21 protein-coding genes are annotated in these 21,521 nt (G+C 72.6%); 9 read left to right on the plus strand and 12 right to left on the minus strand.

The window, feature by feature from the left end; all coding sequences use genetic code 11:
• The first annotated feature begins 69 nt into the window (after positions 1-69).
• A complete protein-coding gene (locus AB4880_RS20720) occupies positions 70-954 on the plus strand; it encodes a LysR family transcriptional regulator (RefSeq protein ID WP_367921106.1) in 885 nt (294 codons plus the stop codon).
• Between the two features lie 9 nt (positions 955-963).
• The gene (locus AB4880_RS20725) at positions 964-2,283 is read left to right on the plus strand and encodes a hypothetical protein (protein WP_367921107.1); all 1,320 of its coding nucleotides are present in this window, start codon (positions 964-966) and stop codon (positions 2,281-2,283) included.
• 61 nt (positions 2,284-2,344) lie between these two features.
• On the opposite strand, the gene AB4880_RS20730 is transcribed toward AB4880_RS20725, so the two are convergent.
• The 6 genes from AB4880_RS20730 to AB4880_RS20755 all read right to left on the minus strand — a co-directional run bounded on the left by AB4880_RS20730 (position 2,345) and on the right by AB4880_RS20755 (position 8,245).
• A complete protein-coding gene (locus AB4880_RS20730; protein ID WP_367921108.1) occupies positions 2,345-2,530 on the minus strand; it encodes a DUF3073 domain-containing protein in 186 nt (61 codons plus the stop codon).
• 57 nt (positions 2,531-2,587) lie between these two features.
• A complete protein-coding gene (locus tag AB4880_RS20735) occupies positions 2,588-2,821 on the minus strand; it encodes a hypothetical protein (protein WP_367921109.1) in 234 nt (77 codons plus the stop codon).
• On the minus strand, positions 2,818-3,879 hold the full coding sequence (gene purM, locus AB4880_RS20740) for a phosphoribosylformylglycinamidine cyclo-ligase (RefSeq protein ID WP_367921110.1): 1,062 nt from the start codon (positions 3,877-3,879) through the stop codon (positions 2,818-2,820). The genes AB4880_RS20735 and purM overlap by 4 nt, the downstream gene beginning before the upstream one ends.
• Positions 3,880-3,923: 44 nt before the next feature.
• Positions 3,924-5,393 (minus strand): amidophosphoribosyltransferase, encoded by a 1,470-nt coding sequence (gene purF, locus AB4880_RS20745; RefSeq protein ID WP_379229199.1) that lies wholly within the window; start codon positions 5,391-5,393, stop codon positions 3,924-3,926.
• Positions 5,394-5,418: 25 nt separating this feature from the next.
• A complete protein-coding gene (locus AB4880_RS20750) occupies positions 5,419-6,798 on the minus strand; it encodes an FAD/NAD(P)-binding protein (RefSeq protein WP_367921111.1) in 1,380 nt (459 codons plus the stop codon).
• Positions 6,799-6,892: 94 nt separating this feature from the next.
• Positions 6,893-8,245: a dipeptidase gene (locus tag AB4880_RS20755; protein WP_367921112.1), complete on the minus strand. Its 1,353-nt coding sequence runs from the start codon at positions 8,243-8,245 to the stop codon at positions 6,893-6,895.
• Positions 8,246-8,291: 46 nt separating this feature from the next.
• On the opposite strand from AB4880_RS20755, the gene AB4880_RS20760 reads away from it, so the two are divergent.
• Positions 8,292-8,924 (plus strand): SecDF P1 head subdomain-containing protein, encoded by a 633-nt coding sequence (locus AB4880_RS20760; RefSeq protein WP_367921113.1) that lies wholly within the window; start codon positions 8,292-8,294, stop codon positions 8,922-8,924.
• 33 nt (positions 8,925-8,957) lie between these two features.
• Here the strand turns inward: AB4880_RS20760 and AB4880_RS20765 are convergent, their stop codons facing one another.
• Positions 8,958-9,314 carry a sterol carrier family protein gene (locus AB4880_RS20765; protein WP_367921114.1) on the minus strand — a complete coding sequence of 119 codons (357 nt, stop codon included), beginning with the start codon at positions 9,312-9,314 and terminating at the stop codon, positions 8,958-8,960.
• On the minus strand, positions 9,314-9,946 hold the full coding sequence (locus AB4880_RS20770; protein WP_367921115.1) for a helix-turn-helix domain-containing protein: 633 nt from the start codon (positions 9,944-9,946) through the stop codon (positions 9,314-9,316). The genes AB4880_RS20765 and AB4880_RS20770 overlap by 1 nt, the downstream gene beginning before the upstream one ends.
• Before the next feature lie 81 nt (positions 9,947-10,027).
• Here AB4880_RS20770 and AB4880_RS20775 point away from each other — a divergent pair, with 81 nt between their 5' ends.
• Together AB4880_RS20775 and AB4880_RS20780 are read left to right on the plus strand one after the other, a co-directional pair.
• Positions 10,028-11,293: an MFS transporter gene (locus AB4880_RS20775; protein WP_367921116.1), complete on the plus strand. Its 1,266-nt coding sequence runs from the start codon at positions 10,028-10,030 to the stop codon at positions 11,291-11,293.
• Positions 11,294-11,385: 92 nt separating this feature from the next.
• Complete coding sequence (locus AB4880_RS20780) at positions 11,386-12,423, plus strand: hypothetical protein (protein WP_367921117.1); 1,038 nt, start codon at positions 11,386-11,388, stop codon at positions 12,421-12,423.
• Between the two features lie 85 nt (positions 12,424-12,508).
• Here the strand turns inward: AB4880_RS20780 and purL are convergent, their stop codons facing one another.
• On the minus strand, positions 12,509-14,782 hold the full coding sequence (gene purL, locus AB4880_RS20785; RefSeq protein WP_367921118.1) for a phosphoribosylformylglycinamidine synthase subunit PurL: 2,274 nt from the start codon (positions 14,780-14,782) through the stop codon (positions 12,509-12,511).
• A 268-nt stretch (positions 14,783-15,050) separates the two neighbouring features.
• Between purL and AB4880_RS20790 the strand changes: the two genes are divergently transcribed.
• Complete coding sequence (locus AB4880_RS20790; RefSeq protein WP_367921119.1) at positions 15,051-16,472, plus strand: glycoside hydrolase domain-containing protein; 1,422 nt, start codon at positions 15,051-15,053, stop codon at positions 16,470-16,472.
• A gap of 12 nt (positions 16,473-16,484) precedes the next feature.
• Here AB4880_RS20790 and AB4880_RS20795 read toward each other — a convergent pair whose 3' ends face one another.
• On the minus strand, positions 16,485-18,035 hold the full coding sequence (locus tag AB4880_RS20795) for a PucR family transcriptional regulator (RefSeq protein ID WP_367921120.1): 1,551 nt from the start codon (positions 18,033-18,035) through the stop codon (positions 16,485-16,487).
• Between the two features lie 114 nt (positions 18,036-18,149).
• Between AB4880_RS20795 and AB4880_RS20800 the strand changes: the two genes are divergently transcribed.
• Positions 18,150-18,608, plus strand: a complete 459-nt coding sequence (locus tag AB4880_RS20800; protein ID WP_367921121.1) for a nucleoside deaminase — start codon at positions 18,150-18,152, stop codon at positions 18,606-18,608.
• On the plus strand, positions 18,605-19,891 hold the full coding sequence (codB, locus tag AB4880_RS20805; protein ID WP_367921122.1) for a cytosine permease: 1,287 nt from the start codon (positions 18,605-18,607) through the stop codon (positions 19,889-19,891). The genes AB4880_RS20800 and codB overlap by 4 nt, the downstream gene beginning before the upstream one ends.
• Before the next feature lie 124 nt (positions 19,892-20,015).
• On the opposite strand, the gene purQ is transcribed toward codB, so the two are convergent.
• Together purQ and purS are read right to left on the minus strand one after the other, a co-directional pair.
• Positions 20,016-20,684, minus strand: coding sequence for a phosphoribosylformylglycinamidine synthase subunit PurQ (gene purQ / locus AB4880_RS20810; RefSeq protein ID WP_367921123.1), 669 nt, complete (start codon positions 20,682-20,684; stop codon positions 20,016-20,018).
• A complete protein-coding gene (gene purS, locus AB4880_RS20815) occupies positions 20,681-20,926 on the minus strand; it encodes a phosphoribosylformylglycinamidine synthase subunit PurS (RefSeq protein WP_367921124.1) in 246 nt (81 codons plus the stop codon). The genes purQ and purS overlap by 4 nt, the downstream gene beginning before the upstream one ends.
• 75 nt (positions 20,927-21,001) lie before the next feature.
• Here purS and AB4880_RS20820 point away from each other — a divergent pair, with 75 nt between their 5' ends.
• Positions 21,002-21,508: a YflT domain-containing protein gene (locus AB4880_RS20820; protein ID WP_367921125.1), complete on the plus strand. Its 507-nt coding sequence runs from the start codon at positions 21,002-21,004 to the stop codon at positions 21,506-21,508.
• Positions 21,509-21,521: the final 13 nt, after the last annotated feature.

Consider the following 21,521-nt stretch of genomic DNA (forward strand, 5'->3'; position numbering starts at 1 on the left):
GCTCCATCCAAGGCCCGCCCGCGGCGGCGCAGAAGAGCCGTCGATGCGCCAGACCCATACGCTGTGCGCATGGACGACGTCGAGGTGCGCGAGCTGCGGACCTTCCTGGCCGCCGTCGACCACGGCAGCTTCAGCGCCGCCGCCCGCGTGCTCGGCACGACGCAGCCCACGGTCTCGCGCACGGTCGCGCGGCTCGAGGAGGTGGTCGGCGCGCGGCTGGTCGAGCGCAGCACGCGGGCGCTCACGCTCACCGCGTCCGGCTCCGCCCTCGTCGCGCACGCCCGGCGGGCGCTCGACCAGGTCAGCGCCGCGGTCGAGCTGGCCCGTCGGGCGGCCCACGAGCCGGGCCGCCTGGTCGTCGCGGTGAAGCCGGACGGCGACGCCGGCCTGCTCGACGCGGCGGTGGCGACCTTCGAGACTCCCGACCGGACGGTCAGCCTGATCCTCGGCGAGACCGAGACCCTGGCCGACGCCGTCCGCACCGGACGGGCCGACGTCTGCCTGGTCGCCGGGCCGGTCGACCTCGCCGACCTCGACACCGACCTGGTGCTGAGCGAGCCGCGGTACGCCGTCGTGCCCGCGGACCATCCGCTCGCGGGGCGGGACTCGATCCGGCGCGACGACCTCGCCGACGTGCCGGTGCTGACCTGGCCGGACGTCTCGCCCGCGCTCGACCGCCACTACCAGGGGCTGCTGGCGTCCGAGCCGGCCCGCACGGTCGCGGCGCCGGGTGCGGCGACCCTCGCCGACGCGATCCGGCTGGTCGAGCTGAGCCGCGGCGTCACCCTGCTGCCGGCGAGCGTGTGCGCGCGCTTCGCGGGGCGTCGGGTCGCCGTCGTACCGGTCGACGACCTGGCGCCGAGCGAGCTGCGCATCGCCTGGCGGCCGTCGAGCCGCGACCTCACCGTGGCCGCCTTCGTGCGCCACGTTCATGCCCGCGCGGCCGGTCGGTAGCCTGCGCGAGTGCTGCCGCCGTTCGAGATCGTCGCCCGGCGTCGTCCGATCGCGCTGGTCGGCACCCCCGACGCTCCCCTGCTCGCGCCCTATGCGGCGATCGACGCGCGCCTCGACGGCGGTCGCGCCGAGCTCGCGCTGACGCATCCGGACGGCACCCGGCTCGCCGTCGCGTTGGACGACGGCCGCGCCTCCCTCACCGTCGGCGATCGCGTCGTGCGCAGCCGCCGGCACGGCCGGGTGAAGGTCGCGCCGGAGCGGCTCGGGCTGACCCTGACCGGCAGCCACCTCGCCGTCCTCACCCACGAGACCGACCGGTGGGTGGTCCGCGGGCGGGTCGACCTGCGCGAGGCCGGCGGCCCCGACACCCGCGCCGCCGGCTGGGCCGCGGGCCTGACCGCCGCCGCCGAGGGCGACATCGCGGACCTGCGGGCCGGAGGCTTCGGGCAGCTCGGCCTGCGCGACATCCGGCTGGTGTCGCACGCCGACGGAACGCCGTACCGGGTCGGGGGCGCGGTGCTCTTCACCGCGACCAGCGCCGGGCCGGGCTTCTTCGACACCGCGCACACCTCGGTGTGGGCGCTCACGCGCGACGACGAGATCGAGCACCGCGCCGACTTGTGGTTCGGGCGGCCCGACGCCCCCGGCGTGTACGGCGACCACGCCACCCACCTGCTGCGCGACGACGCGCACGACCGCTGGCTGGTCACGACCAGCACCTGGTCGGACTTCCCCGCCGACAAGCGCGAGCGGGTCGCCGGCCGGCTGCGGATCACCCTCGCCGAGTCGCGCGACGACCTCACGTCCGGGCAGCACCTGCTGCCCACCCGCGAGCTGCCGCTGCCCACGCCGGACGGCGTACCGAGCGTCGGGGTCTGGGACCCCCACCTCGCCTTCGACGCGGCCACCGGCGCGTGGCTGGTCGGCTACGTCAGCGCACGGCGGTTCTTCGACTTCCACCCCGTGCTGGCGTCCGGCCCCACGCTCGACGACCTCACGCTGCGGGGCGCGGCGACCGAGCGACGCGCCACCGAGGGCACCACGCTGGTGCGGCTCGGCGACACCTGGCGGGTCCTCGCCAGCGACGGCAGGGACAACCGCCGGGCGATCCGCGCCCGCTTCCCGATCTTCGACACCTCACTGCGCGAGATCGGCGCGCTCGCGGCGCCGTACCCCATCAACATCCCGTGGCCGACCGTCGTACCGCCCGACCCGGACGTGCCGGGCGACGAGTGGCGGCTGGTGACGTTCAACGGCCGACCGGCGGGTGGAGCCCTGGCCGGTTACGGCACGCACGGAGACGTGGTGATCATGCGGAGCGACTCATGAGACGCGGTCGGAGACCACCGAACAGCGTCACGCGCTCCCGCGGGAGCGCGTGCGACTCAGCTCAGTCTCGGCGGTCGACGTAGTCCGACCACTTGTCGTCGACATCGACCTCATCGGTGGTCGTGTCGACCTCGTCGGACTCACCATGGAGCTCACGCGCAAGAGCGCCGAGGTCCGTGTCGTGAGTGCGGTACTTCAGGTCGCGAGCGACCTTCGTCTGCTTGGCTTTCGCACGGCCGCGGCCCATAGGGTCCAGCCCCCTCGCACACTTGGCCGGGAACCCTCCGGGCCCCGGACTGCTGAATCAGAGTCTCGTGGGTCCAACGGTACATGGCCGATGGCTGTTCCCGCACGTCGGGTGACCCTTTCGGGCCAGGCGTGAGGCGGAGGTCACCAGGAAGGTCACCAGGAAGGTCACCAGGAAGGTCACCAGGAAGGTCACCAGGAAGGTCACCAGGAAGGTCACCAGGAAGGTCACCAGGAAGGTCACCAGGAAGGTCACCAGGAAGGTCACCAGGACGGCGACCAGGCGGGTCACCAGCCGGGGTGCTGACCGACCAGCTCGACGGTGCCCTTCTGCTCCGGGTCGACCGCGACCTCGCCGGCGACCCAGGAGTCGATGCCGAAGTCGGCGAGACGCGCCAGGGCGCCGTCGACGGCGTCGGGTGCCACGAGGGCGACCATGCCGACGCCACAGTTGAGCGTGGCCTCCAGGTCGGGCTGAGCGACCTCGCCGAGGGTGCGGACGACGTCGAAGACGGGGGCCGGCGTCCAGGTGGCGCGGTCGAGGGTCGCCTTCAGCTCCGGCGGCATGACCCGCGCGAGGTTGTTGGCGAGGCCGCCGCCGGTGATGTGGGCCATCGCGTGGGTCTCGGTCTCACGGGCGATGGCCAGGGCCGGCTTGGTGTAGATCCGGGTCGGCTCGAGGAGCTCCTCGCCGAGCGTGCGGCCGAACTCCTCGACGTGGCGGTCGACGGTCCAGCCGGCCTGCGTGAAGAAGACGTGGCGGGCCAGGGAGTAGCCGTTGGAGTGCAGGCCGCTGGCGGCCATCGCGATGACGACGTCGCCCTCGCGGACCAGCGCGGGGCCGAGCAGCGCGTCGGCCTCGACGACGCCGGTGGTGGCGCCCGCGACGTCGTACTCGTCGGGGGCGAGCAGGCCCGGGTGCTCCGCGGTCTCGCCGCCGACCAGCGCGCAGCCCGCCTCGACGCACGCCTCGGCGATGCCCTTGACGATCGCAGCGATCCGCTCGGGGACGACCTTGCCGGTGGCGATGTAGTCGGTGACGAACAGCGGCTCGGCGCCGCAGACGACGAGGTCGTCGACGACCATGCCGATGAGGTCGAAGCCGATCGTGTCGTGCTTGTCCATCATCTGCGCGACGGCGACCTTGGTGCCGACGCCGTCGGTCGAGGTGGCCAGCAGCGGGCGCTTGTAGGACAGCAGCGCGGAGGCGTCGAAGAGGCCGGCGAAGCCGCCGAGGCCGCCGAGCATCTCGGGGCGGCGGGCCTTCTCGACCCACTCCTTCATCAGGTCGACGGCGCGGTCCGCGGCCTCGATGTCGACGCCGGCGCGGGCATAGGCGTTGTCGGCCACGATTCCCTCGGTCTCCTTGCTTCGTTCGGTACGACGGTGGGGGCTCAGGGGTTGTTGAAGACGGGCAGTGCCTCGCCGTGGGTGCTCGGGCGGAGCGTCGCCTCGAGCAGGTGCTTGCCGAGCAGGCTCTCGTCGGGCAGCTCGATCGGGTACTCGCCGGTGAAGCACGCGGTGCACAGCGTGCTCTGCGGCTGACCGGTCGCCTCGACCATGCCCTCGAGCGAGATGTAGCCGAGGCTGTCGGCGCCCACCGACGCCGCGATCTCGTCGACGTCGAGGCCGTTGGCGATCAGCTCGGCGCGGGTCGCGAAGTCGATGCCGTAGAAGCAGGGCCACTTCACCGGCGGGCTGGAGATCCGGACGTGGACCTCGGTCGCCCCCGCCTCGCGGAGCATCCGCACCTGGGCGCGCTGGGTGTTGCCGCGCACGATCGAGTCGTCGACGACGACGATCCGCTTGCCGCGGATCATGTGCTCGAGCGCGTTGAGCTTGAGCCGGATGCCGAGCTGGCGCAGGGTCTGGCTGGGCTGGATGAAGGTGCGGCCGACGTAGGCGTTCTTGACGAAGCCCTGGCCGAACGGGATGCCGCTCTCGAGTGCATAGCCGGACGCCGCCGGCGTCCCGGACTCGGGCACGGGGATCACCAGGTCGGCGTCGACGGGGAACTCGCGCGCCAGCTGTCGGCCCATCTCGACGCGCGCCTCGTGGACGCTGCGGCCGGCGATCGTGGCGTCGGGGCGGGCGAGGTAGACGTACTCGAACACGCAGCCCTTGCGCTGCGGCTCGGCGAACTTGTGGGAGCGCAGGCCGTCCTCGTCGATGACGATGAGCTCGCCCGGCTCGACCTCGCGCACGACGCTCGCGCCGGTGGTGGCGAGCGCGGCGTCCTCGCTGGCGACGACCCAGCCCCGCTCGAGCCGGCCGAGGACGAGCGGCCGGATGCCCTCGGGGTCGCGGGCGGCGTAGAGGGTGTTCTCGTTCATGAAGACGAAGGAGAAGGCGCCCTTGACCTGGGGCAGCAGCTCCATCGCGCGGGCCTCGAGCGACTGGTCGGGGTGGTGCGCGAGCAGCGCGGTGACCAGGCTCGTGTCGTTGGTGGAGGCCTCGAGGTCGCGGGCGTGGATGTCGAGCTCGCCGCCCTCGGCGGGCAGCTCGGCGACCATCTGCGCGAGCTGCGCGGTGTTGATCAGGTTGCCGTTGTGGCCGAGCGCGATCGAGCCGTCCTCGGTGGGCCGGAAGGTCGGCTGCGCGTTCTGCCAGGTGCTCGCACCGGTGGTGGAGTAGCGGCAGTGGCCGACCGCGAGGTGGCCGGTGAACGACTCGAGAGTGTTCTCGTCGAAGACCTGGGAGACGAGCCCCATGTCCTTGTAGACGAGGATCTGTCGCCCGTTGCTGACCGAGATGCCGGCTGACTCCTGGCCGCGGTGCTGCAGCGAGTAGAGGCCGAAGTAGGTCAGCTTGGCGACGTCCTCGCCCGGGGCCCATACGCCGAACACACCGCACACGTGCTTCAGCGTACCGGCCGAGGGGCCATAGCCCTCAGTTCGCGACGACCGCGCGAGACGTGCGCTCCACCACCAGGCGCGCGACCTGCGCCGCCTGGGCCCGGATCTCGGGGATCGCCGTCGACTCCCACAGCGTCCCCTTGCGCGGCGGACCGACCACGAACAGCCCCTCGACGACCCGTCCGCCGGCCCCGATCAGGCGGCCGTCGACGGTGGAGTCGAGGCCGAGCGCGAGCGGGTCAGGGGCGGCGGTGCCGCGGGCGACGAGGGCGCGGAGCAGCGGGTCGTCGCTGAGGCGTACGTCGGCGAGCGGGCCGGTGCAGTTGACGATCGCGTCGGCGACGACCGAGTCGGGGTGGGCCGAGGTGCGCACCTCGGCCCGGCTGCCGAGGTCGGTAACCTGCTGCAGCGTGCCGGCGCGGACGGCGAGCCGGCCGTCGTAGCGGTAGGACTGCAGGCGCAGCGCGACCGCGGGCGCCATCCGGTGCCGGCGCACCTCCCAGCCGCGGGCGTGGACGTCGAGGAAGCGGCGGCGCTCGGCGTACGGGAGGCGGAGCCAGAGCCCCTGGGTGAGCGGCCGCAGCCCGTCGACCACGGCCCGCCAGCCGACCCCGCGCTCGGCGGCGGCGCGACACTCGTCGGCCACCGCGGCCGCGACCTGGTCGGCGGTGACCGCGTCGGCCGGGACCTTGGTGACCCACGCGGTGTGCGCCTGGCCGACGTGCGGCTTGGGCAGCACGCCGCCGCGGCTGAGCATGGTGACGTGACGGTCGGGGCCGTCCTCGAGCAGGGTGATGACGGTGTCGACGGCGGTGAGCCCGGTGCCGACGACGATGACGCGGGCGTCGGCGGGCAGCGCGCGGAGGCGGGCGAGCTCCCACGGGTTGGCGACGTGCCAGGGCGCCTCGGGGAGACCTTCCAGCGCACGCGGCGGCTGGTTGCCGTGACAGAGCACCACCGCGTCGGCGTACGACGTCGAGCGCTCGGTCACGACCTCGAAGCCGACCTCGGCGGGCACGACGTCGAGCACCCGGCCGGCGCGGATCCGGAGCCGGTCGTCGGCGACGTCGGCGAGCCGGTCCTGCAGGTAGGTGGCGTAGTCGGCACGCGGCAGGAACGCCTGCGGGTCGCTGCTGCGGCCGGTGCGCCGCGCCCAGTCGAGCAGGTCGGACGGCGCGTCGGGGAAGGCGCTCATGTGCCGGGCCCGGACGTTGAGCAGGTGGCGCTGGTCGTTGGTGCCGTAGGCGATGCCGCGGCCGACGATGCCGCTCGCCTCGTGGATGACGACCTCGAGGCCCGGATCGTCCGAGCGGACGAGCAGGTTGATCGCGGTCAGGACGCCGCTCGCACCGCCGCCGATCACCGCCACCCGGGTCCGCGTCCGTGGGGCCGTCGTCGCGCTCGTCGCCGTCATGCCAGCAAGTCTAGCGAATCACTGGACTTAAAAGGGAAAGCCGACGCCCCGGGCCGTCGGGCCGCGGGGCGTCGGTGTCGCGCGGTGGGAGGGGTCAGGCGCCGAGGTTGCGGAGCAGCAGCGCCTCCGCGAGCAGCACCTTCTCGAACTCGGCGAGGTGGAGACCCTCGTTCGGGCCGTGCGCGCGGGTGTCGGGGTCCTCGACACCGGTCACCAGCACCGAGGCGTCCGGGAAGGACTCGAGGAACTCCGCGATGAACGGGATCGAGCCGCCGACGCCCATGTCGACGGGGGCGGTGCCGTCCCAGGCCTCGGTGAACGCGGCGCGGGCGGCGTCGTAGGCCGGGCCGGTGACCTCGAGCTCGATCGGCTCGCCGGTGTCGACGATCTCGATGCCGAGCTGCGCGCCCCACGGGACGTGCTTCTCCAGGTGCGCGCGCAGGCAGGCGACCGCGTTCTCGGACGTCTCGCCGGGGGCGGTGCGCAGCGCGAGGCGGGCGCGGGCCGAGGGGATGAGCGTGTTCGAGGAGCCGTCGACCTTGGGCGCGTCGAGGCCGATGACCGACAGCGCGGGCTGGGTCCAGAGCCGCTCGACGGCCGGGCCGGAGCCGACCCACTCGACCCCCGGGGCGACGCCGGACTCGGCGCGCAGCCGCTCCTCCGGGTACTCCACGTCGGCGGCCGGGCCGCGGTGCAGGCCCTCGACGAGCAGGTTGCCGTCGTCGTCGTGCAGGCTGGCGATGAGCCGGGAGAGCGTGATCAGGGCGTCGGGCACGAGGCCGCCCCACATGCCCTGGTGGACGGCGTGGGTCAGCGTGCGGACCTCGACGTTGAGCCGGACCAGGCCGCGCAGGCTGGTGGTCAGGGCGGGAACGCCGATGTCCCAGTTGCCCGAGTCGGCGATGACGATGACGTCGGAGCGGAGCTCGTCGACGTACTTCTCCAGCAGCTGCGGGAGGGTCGCGCTGGCAACCTCCTCCTCACCCTCGATGAACAGGCGGACCGTGACCGGCAGGTCGTCGCCCAGCAGCCGCAGCGCGGCGATGTGGGTCATGATGCCGGCCTTGTCGTCGGCCGCACCGCGGCCGTAGAGGCGGCCGTTGCGCTCGGTCGGCTCGTACGGCGGGCTGTCCCACTCGGCGTGGTCGTTCTCGGGCTGCACGTCGTGGTGGGCGTAGAGGAGCACCGTGGGCGCACCCTCGGGCCCCAACTTCTCGCCGATCACGGCCGGCGGCGCGCCGTCGAACGCGCGCACGATCTGGACGTCGACGCCCTCGGCGGCGAACAGGTCGGCCGTCGCCCGCGCGCTCACCTCGACCTGGTCGAGGCGGGCGGGATCGGCGCTGACGGACTGGATGCGGACGAGCGCCTCGAGGTCCGATCGGACACCCGGGAGGATCTCGGCGAGACGCGTACGCAGGTCGGTGGTGGAGACGGATCCGGTCATGCACCCCAACCTAGAACGTGGGGGCCGGTCGGGCATGATCGAGGGCATGGCAGTTTCTCGGTTGCTCCAGGCCATGACCGTCTCCACCACCCTCACCCTCGCCCTCACCGCGTGCGGGAGCGGCGACTCCGCCAAGCCCACCGACGCCGGCAAGCGGCCGGTGCCGTCGTCCGACGCGCCGTCGAGCGAGGCCACGGCCACGCCGTCCGGCAAGGCGTCCGCCGCGCCCGGCGGCCCGCTGCAGGTACGCCGGGTGCTCGAGGCGACCGGCATCCCGGCGGCCACCGAGGCCGCCTCTCCCCTGCCGACCGACTGCGACGACCAGCCCGCGGGCCAGCCGAAGGCGAACGCCGCGGCGATCGCGTGCGACGACGCGGGCGTGGTCTACCGGCTCGCGCCGGCCGAGGTGGTCGGGGGCGTGACGTCCGCGAAGGCCGAGCGCCCGCAGGGGCTCACCGACTGGGTGGTCTCGCTCGAGCTCGACCCGGCGGCGACCCCGAAGTTCGCCGCGCTCACCCAGGACGTGACCGGCACCGACAAGCTGATCGCCTTCGTCCTCGACGGCGAGGTGATCAGCGCGCTCACCGTGCAGACGCCGATCGATGACGGCAAGCTGCAGATCGGCGGCACGTTCACCGAGAAGCAGGCACAGGCCTTCGCCGCGCAGCTCGGCTCGTAGCCCGGCTCATAGCTCGGCCCGCAGCGACCGGCCTCAGAGCGGCAGGTACGGCGCCAGGTCGGTCCGCTCGCCGCTCGCGACCACCCGCCCGTCGCCGACGGCCGTCGCCCACTCGAGCTGGCCGGTGGCGAGCGCGATCCAGGTCGCCGCGTCGGTCTCGATGACCGCCGGCGGGGTGCCGCGGGTGTGCCGCACGCCCTCGACCACCTGCACCGCCGCGAACGGCGGCACGCGGACCTCGACCGAGCGGCCGGGCGCACGCTCCTCGAGCAGCGCCAGGTAGTGCTTGGTGAGCAGCTTGAGGTCGGCCCGCTCGGCGGTGTCGGCGGCCACCCGGGCGAGCGCCTCAGCGACCTCGCCGGCGGAGGCGGGGCGCAGCCGGGCGGGCATCAGGCGCCCCCGTCCACGTCGGCGTCGGCGTCGGCGTCGGCGTCGGCGTCGGCGTCACCCTGGTCCGCGGACGCCGGCAGGTCGGGATAGGGCTGGATGAGCTGGAAGATCGAGTAGGTCTCGCGGCCCTCGCCCTCGGGCGCGCGCTGGCCGGCGAGCCGGCGCTCGTTGATCAGGGCCGACAGCTCCTCCATCAGCGCGATCGCCTCGTCGGAGGTGAGCTGCAGCGACCACTCCGAGATGCTGCGGCCGGGGTGGTCCTCGCCGTCGGGCTGGTAGGCCCGCTCGACCAGGTGGCGGCCCCACTCGACGGCATTGCGCTGGAAGACGGCGTACGCCGCGCGGCCGCCGGGCTGGGCGAGCATGTCGGACGCGCGGAACTGGATGCCGTCGGGCTCGGTCAGCCGCCAGACCCGGTCGCGCCGGTCGTTGGCGGCGTCCGGGTCCTCCTCGACCAGGCCGTACTTGGCGAGCTGGCGCAGGTGGAAGCTCGCCTGGTTGGCCGGGATGTCGATGCGCCGCGCGATGTCGGCAGCGCGCAGCGAGCCCGCCGCGGACAGCTCGTGGAGCACCCGGTTGCGCGTGGGGTGGGCGATCGCGCGGAGGATCCGCGGGTCGTCGTACATCACCATGACGCCAGCCTACCGATCGCGCATCACCCATTGCGCAATATAAGTTGCGCACTTGTCATTGCGCAACTTATATTGCGAAACATGCCCAGCTTTCGCACCCTCGCCCGGAACCACGACTTCACCGCGCTCTGGGTCGGCGCCACCACCGCCGAGCTCGGCACCCGGGTGACGACCTTCGCGGCGCCGCTCGTCGCCTATGCGCTCACCCGCTCCGCGCTCTGGGCGGCCGCCGCCGAGGCCGCCTGGCTGCTCGGCCTCGTCGTCACCCTGCTGCCGGCGGGTGTGCTCGCCGACCGGCGGCACCGGCTGCGGATCATGCGACTCTCGCTCGGCGCCGGCGTGCTGCTCTACGCCTCGCTCGCGGTCGCCGGGGCGCTCGGCGCGCTCACCATCGGCCACCTGCTCGTCGTCCTGCTGGCGACCGGCGTCGTCACCGGCCTGTTCGGACCGGCGGAGTACTCCTCGATCCGCGCCATCGTCAGCGACGACGAGCTGCCCACCGCGCTCAGTCAGCAGCAGGCGCGCCAGCACGTCGCCGCGCTGCTCGGCGGACCGCTCGGCGGCGCGCTCTACGGCCTGGCCCGGTGGGCGCCGTTCGCGACCAACGCCGTCATGTACGCCGTCGGGTGGCTGCTGCTCGGCCGGGTGCGCGCCGACCTCGCGGCCCGCCCCGCCACGCCCGGCGCGCCCGCCGCCCGGCCGCTGCAGGACATCGCCGAGGGCGCCCGGTTCATCTGGGGCCGGCCGTTCCTGCGGGTGCTGCTGTTCTGGTCACCGGCGGTCAACCTGACCACCAACGCCCTCTTCTTCGTCGCCCTGCTGCGCCTCATCGACGCCGGCTTCCCCGCCGGGCAGATCGGCCTGGTCGAGGCGGCGATGGGCGCCTTCGGCGTCCTCGGCGCGATCGCGGCGCCCACCCTGGTCGAGCGGTTCGCGACCGGACGGCTGACCGTCCTGGTGGCGTGGAGCTTCGTGCCGCTGGCGATCCCGCTCGCCTTCTGGAACCACCCGCTGAGCCTGGCGACCGCCGCATCGGTCGGCGTCTTCCTCAACCCGGCGGGCAATGCGGGCGTCGGCGCCTACCGGATGGCCATCACGCCGCGGCAGATGATCGGGCGGGTGCAGTCGACGACCCAGTTCGTCTCCATGGTGACGATGCCGCTCGCCCCCGCGCTCGCCGGCGCGCTGCTCACCGGCCTCGGCGGCCGCGACGCCGTCCTCGCCTGCGTCGGCGCGACCGCCGCGCTGGCCCTGGTGCCGACGCTGGCCCACTCGGTGCGCAGCGTGCCGCGGCCCGCGGCCTGGCCGCGGCTGGAGGAGCCGGCGCCCCAGCCCGTCGCGGTCTGACCGGGTCGGACGGCACCGGCGGCGGGGCAGTTTCCGCGCGTCGATGCGGACGTACCCGCATCTGGCGAGGGGCCACCCACCACAATGAGCCCATGCGTCTTCGTCGTTGCTCCGCGACCTTGCTCGGTCTACTGACCCTGACCGCCACCCTCGCCGCCTGCGGCAGCGACCCGGGGGTCGCGACCGGCGACGTCGTACCGGCGCGCGACGACACGCAGTTCGCCGACTCCGGCAACGAGTCGGTGGTCGCCCTGCCGATCGGCCGACTGGAGATCTCGCTCGGCACGCCCACCCGCAAGCTCGCCGCGGACGACACCAGCCAGCTCGAGGAGCTGACCGCGCCGGCCGGGTCGGCGTTCGTGCCGATCACCTGGCAGTACGACGCGAAGACGTTCGGCGACTACGCCCAGTACCTCGACACCGACGCCTCCCCCGTGATCGATCTGGTCGCGAGTGGCGCGTCGTACCGACTGCCGGCGCCGCAGACCAGTGGCCAGGGCGCGGAGTCCTTCTACGTCCTGGTCACCGGCGACGGACAGAAGCCCAGCCTCAAGGTCGGCTACGACGGCGTCGTCCAGACCGTCGACCTCACCACCGGCGACCACGAGGCGGGCCCCGCCGCGCCGCTCTACGACCTCGGCTCACCCAAGGACAAGCTCAGCCCGTGCGGCGGCCCGGTCGACTACGGCCGCAAGCTGGTCGGCAACGGCACCTTCTCGTGCACCGTCGGCCAGCCGGTCCGACTGCCGTACGCCGGCGACAGCTGGGCGCCCGAGGGCAAGAGCTGGCTCGCCGTCACGGTCCGCACCGCGCAGGGCAGCTGGAACGAGACCACATCCGACCTGGCGTCGGGCGGCATCTACTACCCCGACAAGGTCGAGGGGAAGTTCGGCCTCGGCGACATCGCGCCCACCAAGATCATCCGGCCGCCGGCCGAGAGCAACTGCCCCAACAAGACCGACGGCATCTGCACCGTCCAGTGGGAGCTGCTCTTCCTGGTGCCCGACAAGGCCCCCCAGGAGCTCGTCATCGAGCAGGACTACCACCTGATCCTGACGTCCAACTGGGGCTCCACCGACAGCAAGGACTCCCTCGCGATGTCGGTCACGACCTCCACCAAGCTCGGCTGAGGGTCGGTCTTATCCGTCGTACCGGACGTTTCGGTCGCTCTTTCGGCAGAAAGGCGACCGAAACGTCCGGTACGACGCGGAAGAGTCAGCCGAGGGCGGCCGGCAGGGTCGCGGTCCAGGCCTCGCGCAGCTCGGCGAGCGGCACCGTGAACTGACCCTCGACGACGAGCGCGTCGCCGCCAGTGACGCCGAGCTCGGCCATCGGGACGTCGTGGCGGGCGCAGAGGGCGCGCAGCTCCTCGACGTCCTCGGCGGCGACGGTGACGATCGCGCGGGCGGCCGACTCGGAGAACAGGCCGACGAAGGCGTCGTCCTCGAGAGTCACCGTGGCGCCGATGCCGCTGACCATGGCCGACTCGGCCAGCGCCTGGGCGAGGCCTCCGTCGGAGAGGTCGTGGGCGCTGGTGGCGATGCCGACCAGGTCCTTGAGCAGGCGAGCCAGGTTGCGCTCGGCGCGGAGGCTGACCTTCGGCGGGAGGCCGCCGAGGTGAGCGTGGACGACGTGCGCCCACTCCGAGCCGGAGAGCTCCTCGCGGGTGCGGCCGAGCAGGACGACCTGCTCGCCCTCGGCCTGGAAGGACGACGGCGTCCGGCGCCGGACGTCGTCGATCACGCCGAGCACCGCGACGACCGGGGTCGGCAGGATCGCCGTCTCGCCGGTCTGGTTGTAGAGGCTGACGTTGCCGCCGGTGACCGGGATGCCGAGCTCGAGGCAGGCCTCCTTGAGTCCACGGCAGGCCTCGGCGAACTGCCACATCACGTCGGTGTCCTCGGGCGAGCCGAAGTTGAGGCAGTCGCTGACCGCGAGCGGCACCGCGCCGCCGGTGGCAACATTGCGGTAGGCCTCGGCGAGCGCGAGCTGCGCACCAGTGAAGGGGTCGAGCTTGGCGAAGCGGCCGTTGCAGTCGGTGGCGACGGAGACGCCGAGGTGGGTCTCCTCGTCGACGCGGACCATGCCCGAGTCGGCCGGCTGCGCGAGGACGGTGTTGCCCTGGACGTAGCGGTCGTACTGGTCGGTGATCCACGACTTGTCGCACAGGTTGGGGCTCGCCACGAGCCGCAGCAGGGTCGCGCGCAGCTCGTCGCCGGTGGTCGGGCGGGCCAGCGCCTCGGCGCCGTCGGCCTGGAGCGCGTCCTGCCACGCGGGGCGGGCGAACGGGCGCTCGTAGACCGGGCCGTCGTGGGCGACCGTGCGCGGCGGGACGTCGACGACGGTCTCGCCGTGCCAGTCGATGACCAGCCGGCCGGTCTCGGTGACCTCGCCGATGACCGCGGCCTCGACGTCCCACTTGGTGGTGATCGCAAGGAAGGCGGCGATGTCGCCGGGCTCGACGATCGCCATCATCCGCTCCTGGCTCTCGCTCATGAGGATCTCCTCGGGCGAGAGCGTGGAGTCGCGCAGCGGCACCTTGTCGAGGTGGACAAACATGCCGCCGTCACCGGCGGAGGCGAGCTCGGACGTCGCACAGGACAGTCCCGCGCCGCCGAGGTCCTGGATGCCGGCGACGACGCCGGCCCGGAAGAGCTCGAGGGTGCACTCGATGAGCAGCTTCTCCATGAACGGGTCGCCGACCTGGACGCTGGGACGCTTAGCCGGGCCGTCGGCGTCGAAGGTCTCGGAGGCGAGCACCGAGACGCCGCCGATGCCGTCGCCGCCGGTGCGGGCGCCGTACAGGACGACGAGGTTGCCCTCACCGGACGCCTTGGCGAGGTGGAGGTCCTCGTGGCGCAGGACGCCGACGCAGAGCGCGTTGACGAGCGGGTTGCCGAGGTAGGTCTCGTCGAAGACCGCCTCGCCGCCGATGTTGGGGAGGCCGAGGCAGTTGCCGTAGCCGCCGACGCCCGCGACGATGCCCGGCAGCACCCGGTGGGTGTCGTCGGCGTCGAGCGGGCCGAAGCGCAGCGGGTCCATGACGGCGACCGGGCGCGCGCCCATCGCGATGATGTCGCGGACGATGCCGCCGACGCCGGTCGCGGCGCCCTGGTAGGGCTCGACGTACGACGGGTGGTTGTGGCTCTCGACCTTGAAGCTGACCGCGTAGCCCTGGCCGATGTCGATGACGCCGGCGTTCTCGCCGATGCCCGCGAGCATCGGGCCGATCGGGGTCTCCTGGGGAATCTCACCGAACTGCTTGAGGTGGACCTTGGAGGACTTGTAGGAGCAGTGCTCGCTCCACATGACCGAGTACATCGCGAGCTCGGAGCTGGTGGGACGGCGACCGAGGATCTCCTTGATCCGGTCGTACTCGTCGGCCTTGAGGCCGAGCTCGGCCCAGGGCTGCTCGCGGTCCGGGTCACCGGCCGCCACGGCCACGGTGTCGAGGGTGGAACGGGCGGGTGCGGAAGCGGTGTCGGCCACGGCCCCAAATCTATCGGTCCCGGCTCCGAACCCTCGACTCCGCGTCCCTGTGAGACGCACCCGAGGCCGTCGCGGCCACCGGCCGGGACCTCGCCCCGGACGCCCGGTGAAGAATTTCCCGCTTGGTGCACCTTTGTCGAAGATCCTTCGGCCAAGGGTGAATTACACGGCTGTAGTTCAAGCGAAGCTCTGTTACGCCTGTGAAAGTTGTGGTTATCGTGACTCGGCTTCCTCCACCGGACCCGCCCACCTTCCCCTGGAGTCTCCGATGCCCGCCCGGCCTGTGCTCACCCGTCTCGACCGCCTCGACCGCGTCCGGCTGCGGCTGCTCGCCGCCGCGAGCGGCGCGCTCGTCGTCCTGCTCGCGCTCGCGCTGCTCGGCCCCAACCGGTCGACGCCCGACACGAGCTCGCCGGTCGACCTGCGCGCGAAGAGCACCAACCCGGTGACGCCCGGCAACTTCACCGGCTACGGCTTCGACCAGTGCCTGGCGCCGAGCCAGAAGGCGATGGACGCCTGGCTCGAGAACTCGCCCTTCCTGGCGGTCGGCATCTACATCTCCGGCAACTCCCGCGCCTGCCGCAACCAGCCCAACCTCACGCCGACCTGGGTGAGCACCCAGCTGGCGAAGGGTTGGCGGCTGCTGCCGATCACGCTCGGCCCGCAGTCGAGCTGCGTCGGTCGCTACCCGCGCTACGGCGCCAAGATCGACCCGACGATCAGCAACGTGAGCACCGACAGCTACGCCGCCGCGCGCGCCCAGGCCAAGGCCGAGGTCGACAAGGCCGTCGCCGCCGCCGGCGCGCTGGGCATCGTGCCCGGCAGCACCCTCTGGTACGACCTCGAGGGCTGGTCGAACGTCAACAACGCCACCTGCCGCGAGTCCGCGCTGGCGTTCCTGTCGACCTGGACCAAGCGGATCCGCAACCGCGGCTACGTCTCCGGCGTCTACTCCAGCGCCGGCTCCGGCATGAAGATCCTCGACGACGCCCGCCACGCCGGCCGCGCCGACGTGATCATCCCCGACCACATCTGGGTCGCGCGCTGGGACGGCGCGGCGAACACGTCGACGTCGTACCTGCGGACCGACGGCTGGATGCCCGGGCGCCGGATGAAGCAGTACCAGGGCGGCCACAACGAGACGTGGGGCGGCGTGACGATCAACATCGACCGCAACTACCTCGATCTCGGCAGCTACTACCCGGCCGCCGAGACCCACTGCGGCAACGTCCCGGTCGACCTGCCGGTCTATCGCAAGATCATGCCGCGCACGAAGACCTACCGGCCCGACCCGACGCAGGTGCGGGCACTGCAGTGCCTGCTCCGCGAGCAGAACGCCTATCCCGGCAACCTGACCGGCACCTTCAACACCCGCACCCGCGCCGCCGCCCTCGCGTGGCAGCAGCGGTCCGGCCTCGGCACCAGCACCTCCTGGCGCAAGAAGGACTGGATGAACCTGCTCACCGCCGGCGCCCGGCCGGTGCTGAAGGTGGGCTCGCGCGGCGCCGACGTACGACGGGTCCAGCGCGCGCTGCGCATCGCGATCCCGTCGGCGAACGTCGCGGTCAACGGCATCTACGACGCTCCGATGGCGAACGCCGTCACGGCGTACCGCAAGCAGGTCGGGCTGCCGGCGTACGGGATCGTGCAGGGCACGACCTGGGCCTACCTCGCCGGCGCCCGGCGCTAGCCCGAGCCGGCCTCAGCCGCCGAAGCCGACCTGCGGGTCGAGCCCGGTGCGCATCCGCCAGCCGAGCAGCGCGAGGTCGAGACCGGTGCGGTGGTCGGGCTCGTCGAGGGAGACGCCGAGCAGGCGCTCGATCCGGGCCAGCCGGTCGTAGAGCGACTGCCGCCGCAGCCCGAGCAGCTCGGCGGTGCGTGCCTTCGACAGTGAGCAGGCGAGGTAGGCGTCGAGGGTCCGCAGCAGCTCGCTGCGGTGCTCGCGGTCGTGGTCGATGAGCGGCCCGATCTGCTCCCGCACGAAGCCGCGCATCACGTCGGGGTCGATCGCGGAGGTGACCAGCCGGTGCGCGGCGACGTCCCGCTCCATGACGACGCCCTCGCGGCGGCCGTAGCGACGCGCGGTCCGCAGCACCTGCCGGGCGCGCGCGATCGCGGCGGCCAGGTCCCCGGGGTCGGCGACCGGGGTCGTGGCGCCGAGGAGCAGCCGGCCGGGCAGCCGCTGGGCCAGGCGGTCGCGGGCGGCCGTGAGCTCGTCGCGGACCTGTGCCGGCACGGCGCGCCGCCCGCCGCGGTGGACCACGACCACCTGCCCGCCGCTCACCCCGACGAGGACCGCCGGGTCGCCGCGGCCGTCGTCCAGGAGGACCTGCTCGGCGGCGGCGACCGCGTCGGTCAGCGGTACGGCGGCGTCGACCTCGAGCGCCGCGACCACCATGTGCCGTCCCTCCTGGGGCGGCCAGCCGAGCGCCGCCAGCCGGCGCAGCACGTCGGCGCGCGACACCACGACTCCCGCGGCCAGGTCGGAGACCAGCGACTGCGCGGGCCCGGGGCGGTGACCGGCCCCGCTCCCCCGCCCGAGCTCGAGCGAGACCGCGTGGCCCGCGACCTCGGCGAGCCGCAGCCGGTCGGCGTTCTCGGCGCCCAGCAGTCGCAGGGTGCCGAGCGGCCCGGCCGGCCCGCGGACCGGCACGCTCACCTGGCCCTCGTCGGCGACCGACGCGATCCGGCTCCGCTCGACCGTCTGCCCCTCCGGGTCGCGCAGCTCGACCGGGCAGCCGGCCAGCCGGGAGACCTCGTCGAGCAGCGCACGCAGGCCGTGGCCCTCGATGACCACCTGGGTCAGCGCCCGCCAGCCGGCATCGCCGCCGTCGCCCGCGCCGGAGCCCGCGGCGACCTTGCGGCGCACGAGCAGCTCGTGGAAGTCCTCGACCATCCGCTCGAAGGGCACCACCTTGTGGAACACCAGCACCGGCAGGCCGCGGCGGCGGGCGACCTCGAGCATCGACTCGGGAACCGCGAAGAAGGTGCGGCCGAGCTCCATGGCGAGCGCGGCGATGCCGACGTCCGCGAGCTGCTCGACGTACGACGCGAGGTGGTCGGCGGTGCGTCCGTGCAGACCGAGACCCGAGGTCAGCAGCACCTCGCCGCCCGCGAGCAGGGCGCCCATCTCGAAGACCTCCGAGGAGTGCACCCAGCGCACCTGGACCCGGTCGACGTCGCCGACCAGGACCTCGGTGTTGGCAGCCCGGAACGACGGCAGCGCCAGCACTTCGGCGAGACTTGCCCCCATCAGGACGTTCCGTCCAGACGATCGCGACTCATGCCGGACAGTATGTCCCTTGTCGGTCCGGATCGGCTCTGGTGGTGTGAGCGCCGACACACCCCGACCCACCGGAGGCGCCCCATGATCACCGACGACGACCGCAGGTTCCTCGATCTCGCGATCGAGCAGGCCCGGATCGGCTGGGAGGAGGGCGGCATCCCGATCGGCGCCGCGCTCGTGCACGAGGGCGAGGTGCTCGCCGTCGGCCGCAACCGGCGGGTCCAGCTCGGCTCCGCGATCCGGCACGGCGAGACCGACTGCATCGAGAACGCCGGCCGCCTGCCCGCGAAGGTCTACCGCGCGAGCACCCTCTACACGACCCTCTCCCCCTGCTTCATGTGCGCCGGGACGTCGGTGCTCTACGACATCCCGCGGATCGTGGTCGGCGAGAACGTCAGCTTCCAGGCCTCCGAGGAGTGGCTGCGCTCGCGCGGCGTGGTCGTCGACGTCGTCGACGACCCGACCTGCCGCGAGCTGATGGTCACGATGATGCACGAGAAGCCCGAGCTGTGGGCCGAGGACATCGGGGAGGAGGCATGACCGCACCCGTCACCGCCCCCGCGGGCGAGGCCGTCGTCGACCCGGACTACCCGGTCACGCCCGTCCCCGCGCACGCGCGCAAGTCGTTCCTCTCCCTGGCCGTCGTCCTGCTCGGCTTCACGGTCTTCACCCCGACCATGCTCGCCGGCGCCCAGCTCGGCTCGGCGTTCGCGCTCGGCGAGCTGCTCCGGGTGATCCTGCTCGGGTCGCTGATCCTCGGCACCTACGTCGCCGTCCTGGGCTGGATCGGCGCCAACACCGGCCTGACCACGGTCGTGATGGCCCGCTACGTGCTCGGCAACCGCGGCAGCAAGCTGGGCTCGATCCTGCTCGGCGGCACCCAGATCGGGTGGTACGGCGTCGTCATCGGCACCATCGGCGACCTCACCGCGCAGGCGTTCTCGTGGGAGTCGGGCGCCGCGAAGGCCGCGGTCATGATCCTGACCAGCATCCTGATGTGCCTGACCGCCTGCTACGGCTACCGCGGCATGTACTGGGTGTCGGCGATCTCGACCCCGCTGATCCTGATCCTCGCGTTCTGGGTGCTGCTCCGCTCGCTCGACGAGGTCGGCGGCTGGAGCGGGCTGGCCGACGTACGGCCGGACGGTTCGATGACGATGGCCGTCGCCATCACCACCGTCGTCGGCACCTTCGTCTCCGCCGGCACCCAGGCCCCGAACTGGACGCGCTTCGCGCGCTCGGGCAGCCAGGCACTGGTGGCCTGCGTGATCGGGTTCCTCATCGGCAACGGGCTGATGATCTTCTTCGGCGCCACCGGCGCGATGACCTTCGGCCAGGGCGACTTCGTGCTCGTGCTCTACGACCTCGGCCTGGTGGTGTGGGGACTCGTGCTGCTCTTCGGCAACCTCTGGAAGTCGAACGCCGACACGGCGTACGCCTTCGGGGTGGCGGGCGCCGAGCTGTTCGAGAAGCCCCGGAAGACGCCCTTCGTGGTCGGCGGCTCGGTCATCGGCACGGTGCTCGCGCTGGTCGGCGTCCAGAACCACCTGGTCGACTACCTGGTGCTGCTCGGCGTCTTCATCCCGCCGCTCGGCGGCGTCATCATCGGCGACTACTTCGCCCGCTGGCGCGGCGGGATGCCGGAGGGCGAGCGCCTCCCGGCGCTGAACGTGCCCAATATCGCGGTGTACGCCGTGGCCTCGGGGCTCGCGTGGATCGCCAAGGAGACCGAGTTCGGCGTGCCGCCTGTCAACGGCGTCGTCGTGGCCGCGATCGGCGCGTACGCCGTCGGGCGCGCCGGACTCAACCGCCGGCTCACCTGAGCCGGCCGGTCCGACCCCGGGCCCGCTTGTAACTCGGTGTTCGTGCAACTACCACGGTGCTGTGACGTGTCATGACCCTGTGGTGGATGCACGGACACCGAGTTACAGCTGCGTTACAGCTGCGTCAGGCGAACGCGCCCTCGACCAGCGACGTGAAGAACCCCAGCCCGTCGACCCCGCTGCCGGTCAGCGCCTCGACCGCGTGCTCGGGGTGCGGCATCAGGCCGACCACGTTGCCGCGGGCGTTGGTCACGCCAGCGATGTCGTTGAGCGAGCCGTTCGGGTTGACCTCGAGGTAGCGGGCCACGACCTGACCCTCGCCCTCGAGGCGCGCGAGGGCGTCGGCGTCGGCGACGAAGCCGCCCTCGCCGTTCTTGAGCACGATCCGGATCTCCTGGCCCTGCGTGTAGGCGGAGGTCCAGGGGGTGCGGTTGTTCTCGATGCGGAGCAGCTGGTCGCGGCAGACGAACTTGCGGTGATCGTTGCGGATCAGCGCGCCGGGCAGCAGGTGCGACTCGCAGAGGATCTGGAAGCCGTTGCAGATGCCGAGGACGGGCATGCCGCGCTCGGCGGCGGCGACGACCTCGCCCATCACCGGGGCGAAGCGGGAGATGGCGCCGCAGCGGAGGTAGTCGCCGTAGGAGAAGCCGCCGGGAAGCACGATCGCGTCGACGCCCTTGAGGTCGGCGTCGCCGTGCCAGAGGGCGACGGCCTCGTTGCCGCCGATGCGGATCGCGCGCTGTGCGTCGACGTCGTCGAGCGAGCCGGGGAAGGTGACGACGCCGACCTTCACTGCTCGACGCTCACGATGTAGTTCTCGATGACGGGGTTCGAGAGCAGCGTCTCGGCCATCTTCTCGACCTCGGCGAGCACCGCGTCGGTGACCTCGCCCTCGAACTGGATCTCGAACCGCTTGCCCTGGCGCACATCGGTGACGCCGGAGAAGCCCAGCCGGGGCAGTGCGCCCTGGACGGCCTTCCCCTGGGGGTCGAGGATCTCGGGCTTCGGCATGACAGCTACGACGACTCGGGCCACGGCCCGCAGTCTAGTGCCGCCGGGCGCGGGGACCGATTCCCGGCTTCCCCCTCGGGACGGGGGCAGACTGGAGGCATGAGCACCCCGACTCCCCTCGGCCGCGGCCGGTCCCTGTTGACGCTCGACTTCCCCCAGTCCCTCGCCGTCTACGACGACTACCCGACCGCCCAGCGCACCGTCGACTTCCTGTCCGACAACGAGTTCCCGGTGCAGAACTGCATGATCGTCGGCACCGACCTCAAGCAGGTCGAGCGGATCACCGGACGGCTGACCTACGGGCGGGTCGCTGCGGGCGGTGCGATGAGCGGGCTCTGGTTCGGCCTGTTCGTCGGCATCCTGCTCAGCTTCTTCGGCACCGGCGGAACCGGCGCGATCATCTTGTCGACGGCGCTGCTCGGCGCGGCGTTCGGCGTGATCTTCGCGCTCGCCGGCTACGCCGCGACCCGCGGCCAGCGTGACTTCTCCTCGGTCAGCTCGGTGGTCGCGACCCGCTACGAGGTGCTCGTCGAGCACAAGGTCGCCACCCAGGCGCGCGAGCTGCTCGCCAAGCTCCCCGGCGCGCTGCCCGACCCGTTCGCCTGAGCGGCGACGCCGG

This window comes from Nocardioides ginsengisoli (assembly GCF_039537225.1).
GTDB classification, from domain to species: Bacteria; Actinomycetota; Actinomycetes; order Propionibacteriales; family Nocardioidaceae; genus Nocardioides; species Nocardioides ginsengisoli.

Excerpts from the sequence above, each read along its gene's own strand:
- AB4880_RS20820 (WP_367921125.1), top strand. The coding sequence starts at position 21,002 with ATGAGCACCCCGACTCCCCTCGGCCGCGGCCGGTCCCTGTTGACGCTC.
- AB4880_RS20730 (WP_367921108.1), bottom strand. The coding sequence starts at position 2,530 with ATGGGCCGCGGCCGTGCGAAAGCCAAGCAGACGAAGGTCGCTCGCGAC.
- AB4880_RS20720 (WP_367921106.1), top strand. The coding sequence starts at position 70 with ATGGACGACGTCGAGGTGCGCGAGCTGCGGACCTTCCTGGCCGCCGTC.
- AB4880_RS20770 (WP_367921115.1), bottom strand. The coding sequence starts at position 9,946 with ATGGTGATGTACGACGACCCGCGGATCCTCCGCGCGATCGCCCACCCC.
- AB4880_RS20790 (WP_367921119.1), top strand. The coding sequence starts at position 15,051 with ATGCCCGCCCGGCCTGTGCTCACCCGTCTCGACCGCCTCGACCGCGTC.
- AB4880_RS20760 (WP_367921113.1), top strand. The coding sequence starts at position 8,292 with ATGGCAGTTTCTCGGTTGCTCCAGGCCATGACCGTCTCCACCACCCTC.
- AB4880_RS20780 (WP_367921117.1), top strand. The coding sequence starts at position 11,386 with ATGCGTCTTCGTCGTTGCTCCGCGACCTTGCTCGGTCTACTGACCCTG.
- AB4880_RS20775 (WP_367921116.1), top strand. The coding sequence starts at position 10,028 with ATGCCCAGCTTTCGCACCCTCGCCCGGAACCACGACTTCACCGCGCTC.
- AB4880_RS20765 (WP_367921114.1), bottom strand. The coding sequence starts at position 9,314 with ATGCCCGCCCGGCTGCGCCCCGCCTCCGCCGGCGAGGTCGCTGAGGCG.
- codB (WP_367921122.1), top strand. The coding sequence starts at position 18,605 with ATGACCGCACCCGTCACCGCCCCCGCGGGCGAGGCCGTCGTCGACCCG.
- AB4880_RS20800 (WP_367921121.1), top strand. The coding sequence starts at position 18,150 with ATGATCACCGACGACGACCGCAGGTTCCTCGATCTCGCGATCGAGCAG.
- AB4880_RS20795 (WP_367921120.1), bottom strand. The coding sequence starts at position 18,035 with ATGGGGGCAAGTCTCGCCGAAGTGCTGGCGCTGCCGTCGTTCCGGGCT.
- AB4880_RS20755 (WP_367921112.1), bottom strand. The coding sequence starts at position 8,245 with ATGACCGGATCCGTCTCCACCACCGACCTGCGTACGCGTCTCGCCGAG.
- AB4880_RS20750 (WP_367921111.1), bottom strand. The coding sequence starts at position 6,798 with ATGACGGCGACGAGCGCGACGACGGCCCCACGGACGCGGACCCGGGTG.